This is a genomic window from Luteibacter sp. Sphag1AF, from assembly GCF_014192715.1.
Lineage (GTDB): Bacteria > Pseudomonadota > Gammaproteobacteria > Xanthomonadales > Rhodanobacteraceae > Luteibacter.
This window is the reverse complement of record NZ_JACHYH010000005.1, coordinates 200,726-213,831: the sequence shown is the minus strand read 5'-3', so window position 1 is coordinate 213,831 and position 13,106 is coordinate 200,726. Positions and strand designations below refer to the sequence as shown.

The following is a 13,106-nucleotide window of genomic DNA, read 5'->3' as shown; positions in this document are numbered from 1 at the left end:
GAGAGGCCATCATGGACAACAAACACTTCTTGCCGTTGGCGATTGCGCTGCTGATGTTTCCCCAACTTGCGCAGACGCTCTACAGCCCGGCCCTGGCGGACTTTGTACAGCATTTTGCCGTGGCCCCCGGGTTGGCAGCGCAGACGCTGGCCGTCTATTTCCTGTCCTTCGCCTTTGGCGTGGTCGGATGGGGCTGGCTGAGCGATCGGTGCGGGCGTCGCGTTGCCATGCTGGCCGGTTTGGCAGTGTATACAGCCGCCACGGTGATCGCTCTTTGTGTGACCACGTTCCAGGGCCTGCTGTTCGCCCAGGCGCTTGCGGCGTTCGGCGCTGCCGTGGGATCGGTCGTGACACAGACGATCCTCCGCGACTGCTTTGCCGGGGCCACGTTAACCAAGGTGTTCGCTTTGGTGGGCATGGTGTTGGCGCTGAGTCCGGCCATCGGCCTGTTCACCGGCGCCGCCTTGGTGCAAGCTTTTGGCTATCGCGGCGTGCTTTGGTGTTTGCTGGTGTTGGCGATGTCATTGTTCCTCTGGAGCGCCGTAGCGCTGCCCGAGACGCGGTCCCGCCCGATAACGAACGTGTCGTTGCGCGAAACGTTCCGGTTGCTCATGCACAACACCGGCGTATGGCAGTCGGCGCTGCTCGTGACGGTCTTCAATGTCGCCATGTACGGCTATTACGCGCTGGGTCCTTTCATCTTCCAGCACCTGGGCCTGGAGAAGTCCGCCTACGGTGCCAGCGGTATCTTGCTGGCGGCCGGATCGTCGCTGGGCGCCTGGAGCAATCGAACCTTCAACAGGGCAGGCGTTCGCGCCGAAAACGTTCTTGTGCTCAGCGCGGTACTGGTCCTGAGTGGCGGTCTGGGCGTGCACGCTTTGCGGCACAGCGCATGGTTTATTGCGCCGATGCTGCTGGTGGTTTTCGCCTTTGGCCTGGCTATTCCTCATGTTCTTGGAAGGGCGTTGTCCGATTTTGGAGATCGCCTGGGTACGGCGGGCGCGCTGTTCGGGTTGATGTACTACCTGATGATTGGCGTGGGAATGTTGCTCACCGGCTGGGCGCAATCACTTGGCAATACGTTGCTGGTCTGCGGCGGCATCGCTTTGCTCCTGAGCATAAGTGGGCGACATGGGCCTGGCGTATCGCCCGTGCGCTCAGGAAAGACGGATCACTGATCGACAGGCGACCGGTGCCCGGCGGGCCGCAAAGCCCGGCGCCGCACTTGCAGCAGCGCATGCGCCGCGTGCGAGCCAGCCCGCTCCAGGCGCTTCACACCGGTGCCGATGCCACGTACTTCTCTATCAGTTCGACAAGTTCCAGTTCAATGGCTTGTCGTGGCACGTCCACGTTGGGCTGGACAAGTAGGCCGCGGAATACGCCACTGACCGCATGCGTCAACACGAACGCCTGGGCAGGCGTAAGCATGCGCCGGGAATCCTGCTCAGCGCCGTGCTCGCGAGTCATCTCGCTGCTGAGCTCGGCCATCATGGGCAGAAGCCGGTTGGTTGTACCCTGCGACAGGGCGTGCACCAGAAGCTGGCGATGCACCTTCGAGCGTCCCCCATAGGTCTGGCCGATGGCGCCAAAAATAGCCAGGAGTCGCTCCCGCGATGATTGGCTGGAGGCGCGACGGTAGCTTGCCAGGATGCGATCCGATAGTCCGCCCATTTCCCTGTCCGCCAGTTCCTTGAGCACGGCCGGCTTGCCATCGAAATATTGATAAAGCGTGCCGATGCTGACACCGGCACGTTCGGCGATGGCGTTGGTGGTAAGCGACTCGATGTCGCCTTTGTCCAGGAGCTGGATAGCGGCTTCCAATATGAGGGCGACCTTCTCCTGCGACCGTTGCTGCAACGGCTTGCGGCGCTTAACTGCTTGAGTTGGCGGTTCTTTTTGCTTCATGGCCAAGTCCCGGGAACGTGAGTCCCAAAATATGAGCATTGCTCATATCATGGTCGCGTCCCGCCCGGCAAGGGCGATTGCAGACCTCCTGAGGATATTCCCATGGCTCCGATCATTGTCGGCGGCTCGCGGCCGCCTGCCTTTCACTCGCACGCACGTTTTCCCCGCCGGACCCCGCTGGCATTGCTCCTTGGTGCCCTGCTTCCGCTGAGCCAGAGTTTCGCGCAGACCATTCCGCTCAGCGGCGCGCAGGGCGCCTATGCCAACAACCAAACAGGTCAATCCGGTGCGGATGGCCAGGGTGACGATACTCATCCTCAGGATGGCAGCCCGGCGCCGGGTGGCCCGGTGCTTTCGGTTGAATTGACCAATGGCGCCCGGATGACGTCGGGTGGCACGAGCCCGACCCTCAGCCTGTTGCTGGCTGGCGGCACGGGTGGCAAAGGCACTGCGGTCAAAGGCGGCAACTACGGCCCGTTCGGTGGCAACGGCGGCCAGGGCGGTACACCCGACTTGCTGCAGTTCGTGAGTGATCTCAATACGACCATCACCAGCAGCACGACGGGGCCAGCTGCGGTAGTGCTGCAAAGCACCGGTGGCGCAGGCGGTTATGGCGGCAGCTACACCGGAACCAATGGCGATCCGGGCAAGGCCGGCGCCGCCGGAAACGGTGGCGACGTCACAGCCAACCTCTCCGGCAGCATCATCAGCACGAATGGCTGGTCGGGAAGCAACCCTGGTACGACGGCGCTGCTGATGTCCTCGACCGGTGGTGCCGGCGGTGGCTTTGATCCCGCCTACAGCAGCTCGGGCACGGCACAACATTCGGTAGGCGACACCACAGCCAACGCCGGCGCCGCTGGTGGAGCAGGCGGTAACGTATCGCTTGCGACCCAGGACGCGAGCTTCGTATCCGCGGGCACGGCAATCGAACTTCTCAGCCAGGGCGGCCAGGGCAGTGAGGGTGTTGCGGCTTACTCCCCGGACACGGCCAGAGGCGGCAACGGCGGTACGGGTGGCACCGGTGGCGCGGTCACCGCAACCATCACGGGCGAGCCGAACAGTAATTCGTGGCTCATCTCGGCCGTCGGCTCGCCGCTGGCGGCCCAAGGCAACACGTTCAATCTGCCCCATGACGATGGCACGGTCGAGACATCCTTCCTCAGCGCGGGCGTGTCCGCCCAATCGTTGGGCGGTGGCGGCGGCACGGGTGGCGATGCCAATGGCACCCCCGCCTATGCGGGCACCGGCGGCAAGGCCGGTGACGGTGGCGCTGTGACGTTGACGCTGGGCGACATCAACGTCACCACGAAGGGCTACACCACGCCGGCGCTGCTCGCGCAGAGTATCGGCGGCTCGGGAGGCGACGGTGCGGACGCCGGGTCGGTGTTCAAGTCGAAAGCCGGCAATGGTGCCGATGGTGGCAACGGCGGCAATGTCGTTGTGCAGACCTATTCGGACGCGACCAGCGCAGACACGCAGGCCGCCATCACGACCAACGGCGATGACTCCAGCGGCATCGTTGCCCAGAGCATTGGCGGTGGCGGCGGTGCCGGTGGCGATGCGACGGCCAATGGTGTGCTGGCCGGCATGTCGGTGGGTGGCAAGGGCGAGCAGGGCGGTCTCGGTGGCACGGTGACGGTGGTGAACGGCCAGAAGGACGATGGCACCGCGATGCCCGGCCTCGTCATCCTGACCCATGGCGATCGATCCGATGGCATCTCGGCGATGAGCATTGGCGGCGGCGGTGGCTCGGGCGGTAATGCATCGACCTTCACGGCCGGAGCCTTCACGATGACCGTCGGTGGCACTGGCGGCTCGGGCGGCAACGCCGGTACGCGCGGCACGCAGCAGGTCAATGCTGTCAACAACGGCATCATTCAGACCAACGGTGCCCATTCGATTGGCATGCAGGCGCTGGCGGTTGGCGGAGGCGGCGGCAACGGCGGTTCGGCCAGCTCGATCGAGGGCGGCGCGCAGCTCGATGTGACGCTTGCCGTAGGCGGCGCGGGCGGCTCGGCGGGCACGGCGGGCGACGTGTACTCGACCAACAACGGCCAGATCCTCACGCAGGGAAGCGATGCCTTCGGCATGCAAGTCCTCAGTGTGGGCGGTGGCGGCGGTAATGGCGGTGCGAGCAAGGCCGCGGCGTATCAGCTGCTCAACACCGGTGAAGTGCCGTCGCTGGATTTCAATCTCTCTATCGGCGGCCAGGGCGGCGGCGGTGGCGATGGCGGCAACGTCCAGGGCACTAACAATTTCTCCATCGTTACCAGTGGCTCCGGTTCGCACGGCCTGGAAGTGCAGAGCATTGGCGGCGGTGGTGGTAACGGTGGCGATTCGAGTTCCACGCAGACGAGCACGAAGGGTTCCACCATCAACGTCAACCTCGCCATCGGCGGTGACGGCAAAGGCGGTGGTACCGGCGGCCAGGTGACAGCCACGAACAACGGCCTGATCTGGACCATGGCCGGCGACAGCGATGCGATCTTCGCGCAGAGCGTCGGCGGTGGCGGCGGCAACGGCGGCACCGGGTACGCCGACACCTCGCAGTTCGCCGACAACGACAGCAAGAAGTCTGGCCAGTTGCAGCTGTCCGTCGGTGGCAATGGTGGCAGCGGTGACGCCGGGGGTGACGTGACGGCAACCAACGCCCAAGGCGCCACCATCATCACCATGGGCGACAGCGCGCGCGGCATCTTTGCGCAGAGCGTCGGTGGCATTGGGGGCAATGGCAGTGGCGGCCAAAGCAACGGCAGCTCCGGCACGCTGGATGCGCGCGTTGCCGTGGGTGGTAATGGCGGCAATGGCAACGTCGGCGGCACGGTGACCGTGAACAACGCCGGCACCATCGTGACCGGAGGCGGAGATTCCGCGGGCGTTTACGCGGAAAGTGTCGGCGGTGGTGGCGGCAATGGCGGCAAGGCGGGCACGGCCGGCGGCAATGACCCGCAAACGCAGCTCTTCAACTACCTTCAGGCATCCTTGCCCAGTGTCGTTTCAACCTACAGCAACAAAACGGACGGGTTCGTCCCCAACGCTGCACAGCTGTTCGACAAGGGCGTGAACTGGACCGTCAACCTGCTGAAGGGCTACTACCAGAACAATGCGGCCAATGGCGCGAAGCCGCAGGCCAGTGGTGCGGGTGGTGGCGATCTCAATGTGTCGCTGACGGTAGGCGGTGGCTTTGCTGGCAAAGGCGGTAGCGGCGACACCGGCGGCGACGTCTACGTCAACAACGCAGGCACTGGCGCCATTCAGACGCTGGGGCCGATGTCCGATGGCATCTTCGCACTGAGCGTGGGCGGCGGAGGTGGCGATGGTGGAACGGTCGCGGCCTCCAACAACACCAGCACGACGCCCTCAAAGCTCAACGTCACGGTGGCCGTGGGCGGCCGGGGCGGTTCAGCAGGCGATGGCGGCAATGTGTCCGTGCTCAACAATGGCAGCGTCACCACGGCTGGCAGTGGTTCGCTTGGCATCTTTGCCGGCAGCTTCGGTGGCGGTGGCGGCACCGGCGGTGTTACTGCCACCAGCGTGTTAAACGGCAGCAACACCTTGCAGACGGTCAACGTCGAGCTTGGCGGTGATGCCGGCGCCACAGGCAATGGCCAGGATGTCACTGTCCTCAGCATTCCGGCAGTAAATCAGGCGGCGCCCACGCAGGTGTCGACAACAGGCTCGTATGCAGCGGGTATCGGCGCGATGAGCGTGGGCGGCGGTGGCGGCCTGGTGACGCTCAATGGCACGGTGACGGACCCCACGACTGGTGGCGCAGTGAGCACGGGCGGCCTCCAGATGTCAGGCTTCCAACTTGCGGGCAAGGACCAGGCGGTGGTGTGCGGCGGACAGGCGCTGGCCTCCTGTGGCGATGGCGGCAGCGTGACGGTGACTGCGCAAAATGTGCAGACCATGGGCCAGGATTCACCGGGCATCGTGGCGCAAAGCATCGGTGGTGGCGGTGGCTGGGTTCAGGGCGTTGCCTCCAACGCGCAGAACTACTTCAGCGCCAGTAGCGTGAACGGCATGTCCGGCGATGGCCATGACGCGTCGGTCAACGTACAAGGTCATGTCGCCACGTCCGGCAGCGGAGCATACGGTGTCATCGCGCAAAGCATCGGGGGTGCCGGTCTTCTTGGCGGCGACCTGTCCAGCGCCACAGGCGCAGGTGCGTTCACGCCGGAAACGACCAACTGGCTGACCAAGGGCAGCATCGGCAATGGCGGCACTGTACTGGTCAATGTTCCGACCGGTGCGAGCGTGACCACGACCGGCACCAATGCGATCGGTGTCTTCGCGCAGAGCGTGGGCGGCGGCGGCGGATTGGTGGCTAGCGAGAATACCGCTTATATGGGAACGGCGGGCGGCACTGGCACCTCTGGGCAGGTCACCGTCAACGTGGGCGGCAAGGTGACCACGATGGGGGAGGGCGCCACGGCGATCTATGTCAATGCAGATGGCAACACGGCATCAAGCAGCGCAACTGCCGTGAATGTGACAGGAGAAGTCACCGCGACGGGCGCCGGATCGGATGCGATCATCTTCAACAGCAATGCGGCGAGTAACACGGTGACCAACTCCGGACTCATCGGCTACAGCGGTGCGTTCGGAAGCGCAATCGTCGCCGAGCGCGGCAACGTCGAGGTTACCAACCAGGCATCGGGCACCCTCTATGGCCGAATCAGCCTGGGCAGCGGCGGCACGTTGTCCAACGCCGGCACGTGGGTACTCCCGACTGGCAGCATCAGCCTTGCGAGTTCCGTCGACAACACCGGGACCATGATCGTAGGCAAGGGCCTGACCAACGGTGGTTCGGTTCCGGGTACCTATCTGGACAGCTATCTGGTCCTCGATGGCACGCTGGAAACCTACGTCGATTTTGCCAACAAGCAGGATTCAGAGCTAACCGTCGCAAAGGGTGCAAGCCTCGTGGGCACCATCCAGATCAACCCGGTAACGATGGCCCCCAACACCGTCGCGGTGCTATCGGTGCCCACGAGCCTCGGAACAGGTGATTACAAAGTCGTGGATGCGTCGAACTACCTGTTTCAGTACACGCCGACTCTGAGCAATGGTGTGCTCTCGGTGACGCCGCAGGCCAAGCTGGCGAGCACGGCGCAAGAGGCAGGACTTTCACGCAACGCCCAGCAGTTGGCCAATCACCTGCAGGCGAATTTCGATGCCGGAGTGACTGCACTGTCCCCCCTGTATAGCGTGCTGGACCAGGTCAAGGATCCCGCCCATTACGCGGCCACACTCAATGGGCTGGGAGCCGAATCCCTGCAAATGGTTGGCGTTGCGCGCATCAATGCGAGTGAGTCGTTCGTCAATCGCATGAACGCCTGTCCTAACAATGGCGACACGCCCGCGGATCAGCGTGAGCACGACTGCGTATGGGGCCGCGTGACCGATCAGGTAAGCAATGCGGACGGTGAGGGTGACGGCTACCACCTCAACGAGCACGTGGTGCAAATGGGTGGTCAGCACGAGTTCGCCGACGGCTGGTGGGTGGGCGGCTCGGTGGCATACAACAATGGCACTGAATCCGCGTCCAGCGGCGTTGGCGGCGTCACTGATCACGGTTTCAGCATCGGCGGCGTGGTGAAGCGCGAGATGGGTAACTGGACCTTTACCGGTGCAATGGATGCATCGCAGGGAAGCTACCAGTCTGCACGCAACCTGCAACTGGTCGATCAGCGCATCCAGGCGACCGGGTCGTTCGATGGAACGAACATCGGCTTGCACTCGCGTATTTCGTATCTTTTCTCTGACAGCAGCTGGTATGTGCGGCCGTACCTTGATCTGCATCTAGTGAACGTCCATACCGACAGCTTCCAGGAGAGCACCGCCGGAGCGATTGGCCTGAAGGTGGCGGCAGGCAACGGCACCATCTTTGCCGCTACGCCCATGATCGAGGCCGGCGACCGCTTCACCTTCGACAACGGTGTCCAACTGCGCCCGTCCGTCGGCGTGGGTCGCGCCTTCTACAGTGGCAACAGTTGGAATACGGACATGCGTCTGGCCGGCTCATCCGACAGCGTCGGCTCGTTCAACAGCGCATTCAACGCCCCACGCCAGATGAATCAATATGACGCGGCGCTGGATCTGACGCTGAATGCACATTCCGAGCTGCGCCTGGACTACACCGGGCAATTCGGCAACGGATATCGCATGAATGAGGGCGCGCTGAAGTACACGTACTTCTTCTAATGGCCGGTTGGGCGCTTTATATGGATGAAGGGCGGCCGCCATCTCCAGAGGAACCCCGTTCTGAAGGTGGACTTCGATTATGGCGGCTACAACAGGCGGTCGTCGCACCGTTGCCGCACGCCGCACCTTGAACCGCCCCACGAATCGGCGCATCGATGCCGAGTCATACCGGGCTTCTTCCACGGCCGGATCGCTCAACGCATACCACTGCTACAAGAAGTGGATGCGCAGCGTGCGGTCCAGACCCACCGGGCGCGGCATCCTCAAGGTCATGAAGCGCATGGCCTACTGCTACAGGGATGGCGCGTACTTCTTTATGAAAATACGCGCCGCCTTCCCCGGTAATCCACGATGAACCTTTTTAAAGGCCGCCACTTTCGACGAAGAATTTGTAATTGTCGGCGTTTCTGATTGCCGCTGACTTATTGTCTTTCGCCAGTTGCGCCGAAGGTCCGGTTCCATATCTGATATCCACGGCTCCCTGTGCCAAATCGTCGGAAAAATGTGCTGCCTCGTGGATGAGTGCTCCTGCTTTGGTGTCAAACCCGCCATCGCTGAGCTCGAAAAATCGGGGGCAGATGCCGATTTTCTGATTGGACAAAGCCACTGCAGCGGTCAGATCTGTTGCGCCCCATTCGGGCGGACACGCGCAGTCGAATGATATGGGCCTCGTATAGGGTATTCCGCCAAGTCGCAAAGCAATAGCGGAAGTGACCTTTATTGGATAGAAATTTTCCGTGTCGAACCAATGCGGATCAATCGCGGCAAGCCAGTTGGGGTCATAGCTCCCCAACCAATTGTTCCGTCGGAAGTCATTTTTCAGCTTTGCGGTAAAGGTATTGCCTTCGCCCTCGTAGTACCACAGGCTAGCATTGTGCTGAGTAGCGCTCGTAGACAACGCCATTGCCCTGGACATGGCCGCATCGATTACATCTTGCTTGGATGCTTCACAAACCGTCGCTTGTGGCGTGTCGTAGAGCCCAAGCGTTTTATCCTGCATTTCCAAAACGGCTTTGACCGAAATGTCCAACGTGTTGCTTATTGGTTGCCGGGCAGAATCTATTTGGAGAAAACGCGAAACTCCGCGCTCGTCCTGAGCGGGCTCACCGATTACAGGGCGATTGAATCTCAATGTATATATGCCGCCAGTACTTAAATCGTAGCTCTTCGACAAATCTATCTCTCTTGACAGGGAATCTCCCGGGCTCATTCTGAAGAAAGCTCTCCCGTCAATTCCGTCACTGACATAGGCAACTCCGCTGTTATATATACTGGTATATCTTGCGTTTATTCCGCGGGCATCAAGCACTTCAAAAACATTGTTCGTCAGGCGCTCACCCGTTGTGGAGAACGGCGTGAGCGGTTTCAGCACATAGACCGGGTCAGCGCCTTGGTTTTTCATCGTAAATATTACAACGCCAGATTCCGCCGCGGCCGCTGACGGTGGCCGACTGATAATGATTTGAAGTGGGCTTTCTTGCGGAGTGCTTGATACGTCGATGGGAAAACAAGCGAGTAATATGATTACGCTGATCGCTTTCATTGTCAGGTCTCCAAGAGCTTTTTGTGGGAAGCGTTCCTTGCTTTGAACGTAGCATTACGAACTTCCGGAGGATGCAGGCTGCTTCTGAAAAAGCTGGAGCGATCTCTGGCAACGGTAACGGTCGGCGCCGCGGCAAACGGTGACTCCTCTTCTAAAGCAGCGCGGTGACATGACTATCAAAACCATCGAAGATCTGTTCATTCACGAGTTTTCGGACATCTACAGCGCCGAAAAGCAACTAACCAAAGCACTGCCCAGACTGGCGCGCGCATCTACAGATCCCGGCTTGAAGGAGGAGTTTGAGAGTCACCTTGGGGTCAGGTCGAACGCATTGACCAAGTGGTGGAACTGTTGGGCATTCGCCTGAAACGTATCAAGTGCGCTGCGATGGAGGGTCTTGTGGAGGAGGGCAAAGAGGTCATTGACGGTGTTGAGGAAGACCCCTTGCGCGACGCGGCCCTCATCGGCGGTGGCAACAAGGTCGAGCATTACGACATCGCCAGCTACGGCACCCTGATCGCGTTGGCCAAGCAGCTCGGTTACGGCGCCGGAAGTTGGGCCACGTCAGGGCGAGGCGACGGCACCTACGCTTACGTCGTGGCCGCATGCAATGCCGGCGGTTGCGGGCCGAACAGCGCAGCGGCGACCGTGTCCGTCAACAACGTTCCGCCGACACCCACCAACGTTCATGCCATCGATTCCTTCAGTGGCAAACGGGAAATCCTGACTATTACGTGGAACGCGACACCAGGCGCCACCTATTACCAAGTGCTTCGAAACAACACGACCACGATGTGGCAAGTTAACGCGCCCACGACCTTGCAGCTCGTGGAGTCAGGGCCGATTGGCGAAATCATTCTTTACGGCTACCAGGTGCGTGCGTGTAACGCCGTGGGGTGTTCCGCGTGGGTGGATGCGTTATGAGAACGATAGCGATGATCGACCAATTCGGATCGCTTCGCGAGGCGATGGCCCGCTCCCTTTGTGTGGCCGTTATCGCGATCGCAGCGTTTGGCACCTCGCTGGCGGCCGCTACCGAAACCGTGACGTACTATTACACCAGCCCACAAGGGACAGTGCTTGCAACGACGAATGCGGGAGGAAGTGTGATATCCACGGCGGAGTACCGACCCTACGGGAGCCAAGTGCTGGGCACCCCAGAAGATGGTCCGGGATACACGGGGCATGTAGGCGACGTCGATTCAGGCTTGATCTATATGCAAGCGAGATACTACGACCCGACTTCGGCACGATTTTTATCGATAGACCCGAAAAATGTGGGTGCTGGCGATATACAGAGCTTCGCCCGATACAGTTATGCAAATCTGAATCCGATTTTGAACATCGATCCCGACGGTCGGGCAAGTTACGCATTAATTCCCCTGCAAGCGAAGAACATCAACACGATTGTTACCGACGGAAAGGGTGGAATACAGGTGTATCTGGGCAACGCACGCGGCATGGGACGCGTCGTGCATGAGGGTGTAGACCGGCACGAAAATACGCATAAGTCGGACTTCTATACCAACTGCGATCAGACGTGCGGCATCCTGGCCGATGCGAAGGCTGGCCTCCAGATCGTTGTAACCTCCGGGGATGCAGACGCGGCTGCATCCGAAGTCAGGGCGTCCAATGTCGAGATTGACTATCTCACAAGTGAAAAGGACAAATTGCGAAACAATCAGGAGAAACCCAGCATCCTGAAGCGTATTGATCAGATGACCGAATATCGCAACGACAACCAGACCATCGTTGATCAAGCGGCTCCCTCACCTCCGCCAGCAATCGTCCCGGCAACACCCACTCCGCCTGATCCTAAGCAGCAAAACGAAGGAGGCCACTGATGTATGCCAAGGTAGTTTTGTTCGCCATCGCATTCGCATGCATTGGCGTGACACAAGCCGAGGAGAACAGAGTCTGCGCTTCCGTTCCTTTACTCGCAGTGATGCTCGACGATGGAAGCGACCAAACCCTCACGCTGACCGTTAAGAACCCCGGCTCAAAGGCGGTCGAACTCGAAGCGTTCTATCTTGGGGAGAACATGTTGCACCTTTCCGCAGTGGAGAAGACGAGCGGCCGGGTGCTTAAGGTGCTTATCCCACTGCTGTCGCCCGGTGTGGAGCCACTGAGGATCCCACCAAAAGGCGAAGTGGCACGAAAAGTACGGCTCAATGTGTTATTCCCTGAGCTTTCGGAAACGTTGAAGCGAACGGCTGTGGATATCTCCTGGAAGGTGACCTTGAAGCCGATCGACGGCTGCTTCTCGCAGGAGGTAGCGACGACAATGACGCTTCAGCGATGAGGCGACGTTGGACCAAATCGGGTGCGCTGGCTCGGTTCGTCCAATACGACAAAACACGTCCGCACGCGCATCCGACTGGATATTCACCCGTACAAGGGCGATCTCATGACGACGTCCATCCTTCATCGCCATGCCGGAAGCTCCTCTTGAGGCGAAGCAAACTACCGGCAGACGCAAGATACCTTACCGCCATCGGCGGCCCGCCCGAGCATGGGGGCGCTAGCGAGTCACAAGGTGTACGCGGCCGGCCGGCTGCTTGATGGAAGCATGGGGCTAGCTAGCGGCGGCGCCCTCCCCATCATCCATCAAGCGTGCTCCGATGCTCTCGCTCAACGCGCCGGTACGGTGATAACCCACGACGCTGGCGACGCTACGGCAGCTGCCTTAGGTACTCGTGGACGCCAGCCGTTGACAGGGGACTGAGTTCTGAATCTCGCAGCTCGTGACTCCAGACGTCCACGAATCCAGACAGCCCCGTTGAAAGGCTGGACATAGATGCCGCGGTACGCCGAGCCGTCCAGTCTAGCCAGAGCTCGGCGCACCTTCCACGCAAGTCAGTTGGACAATCGGCTTGCCGTGCGGTCAAGAGATCGGCAAAGCGGATCAGCGTGTTGGTCGAGTGCCTGGCGGGGAATGTATGTCGTGCCATCGCGGACTCCTCATAAGTAAGTGCTCACGACATCCCAGTTGTAGCTCGCGAAAAGTCAGAGCAACTTTTGCAGCGCCTGCGTTCGATAAGGCTGTGGCGCCGAAGGGAGCGACGCGATGTCGGCATGCGACACTAATGGCAGGACAGAACGACGATGCTAGGCCGCTAAGTAAAAAGATCTGCGGGAGGCAAGTGTTTGATCCAACGAAGGCGGCGCGACCGAAGCGTCGATCTGGTCGATCGGGCTGCGGCTCGAACCCAGCGACGGGCCGGCCTTGCCGATTCCCTACGGACGTCCGTTGCGCAACCAGAAGATCGCCGTCATGGATGCGTGCCACTGGCCTTGCCCGGATCATGTAGTGGGCGAAATCTGCATCGGCGGTGATGGCGTTGCCGATGGGTATGCTGGCGATCCCGTGCAGACCGAAGCCCGTTTCATCACGGCATTCGACGGACGGCGCTGGTATCGCACAGGCGACCTGGGCATATCGTCGGAT

The 13,106-nt window shown here is 60.9% G+C and carries 6 protein-coding genes and 3 pseudogenes; 6 read left to right on the top strand and 3 right to left on the bottom strand.

Annotation, left to right across the window (positions count from 1 at the left end):
- Window positions 1-11 precede the first annotated feature (11 nt).
- Window positions 12-1,178, top strand: coding sequence for an MFS transporter (locus tag FHW69_RS13940; protein ID WP_183423693.1), 1,167 nt, complete (start codon window positions 12-14; stop codon window positions 1,176-1,178).
- 94 nt (window positions 1,179-1,272) lie between these two features.
- Here the strand turns inward: FHW69_RS13940 and FHW69_RS13935 are convergent, their stop codons facing one another.
- A complete protein-coding gene (locus FHW69_RS13935) occupies window positions 1,273-1,905 on the bottom strand; it encodes a TetR/AcrR family transcriptional regulator (protein ID WP_183423692.1) in 633 nt (210 codons plus the stop codon).
- A 102-nt stretch (window positions 1,906-2,007) separates the two neighbouring features.
- Here FHW69_RS13935 and FHW69_RS13930 point away from each other — a divergent pair, with 102 nt between their 5' ends.
- Window positions 2,008-8,115: an autotransporter outer membrane beta-barrel domain-containing protein gene (locus FHW69_RS13930; protein WP_183423691.1), complete on the top strand. Its 6,108-nt coding sequence runs from the start codon at window positions 2,008-2,010 to the stop codon at window positions 8,113-8,115.
- 141 nt (window positions 8,116-8,256) lie between these two features.
- On the opposite strand, the pseudogene FHW69_RS13925 reads toward FHW69_RS13930, so the two are convergent.
- Both FHW69_RS13925 and FHW69_RS13915 read right to left on the bottom strand, forming a co-directional pair.
- Window positions 8,257-8,367 (bottom strand): annotated as a pseudogene (locus tag FHW69_RS13925) (transposase); the annotation flags it as partial.
- A gap of 109 nt (window positions 8,368-8,476) precedes the next feature.
- Entirely contained in the window at window positions 8,477-9,658 is a 1,182-nt protein-coding gene (locus FHW69_RS13915; protein WP_183423690.1) for a M35 family metallo-endopeptidase, read from the bottom strand.
- 169 nt (window positions 9,659-9,827) lie between these two features.
- On the opposite strand from FHW69_RS13915, the pseudogene FHW69_RS13910 reads away from it, so the two are divergent.
- From FHW69_RS13910 to FHW69_RS19230, 4 genes and pseudogenes are all read left to right on the top strand, one after another.
- Window positions 9,828-10,201, top strand: a pseudogene (locus tag FHW69_RS13910) (DUF892 family protein); the annotation flags it as partial.
- A gap of 392 nt (window positions 10,202-10,593) precedes the next feature.
- The gene (locus tag FHW69_RS13905; RefSeq protein ID WP_183423689.1) at window positions 10,594-11,502 is read left to right on the top strand and encodes an RHS repeat-associated core domain-containing protein; all 909 of its coding nucleotides are present in this window, start codon (window positions 10,594-10,596) and stop codon (window positions 11,500-11,502) included.
- Window positions 11,502-11,960: a hypothetical protein gene (locus FHW69_RS13900; protein WP_183423688.1), complete on the top strand. Its 459-nt coding sequence runs from the start codon at window positions 11,502-11,504 to the stop codon at window positions 11,958-11,960. Before FHW69_RS13905 ends, FHW69_RS13900 begins: the two co-directional genes overlap by 1 nt.
- 870 nt (window positions 11,961-12,830) lie before the next feature.
- Window positions 12,831-13,001: pseudogene (locus FHW69_RS19230) on the top strand (hypothetical protein); the annotation flags it as partial.
- Between the last annotated feature and the right edge of the window lie 105 nt (window positions 13,002-13,106).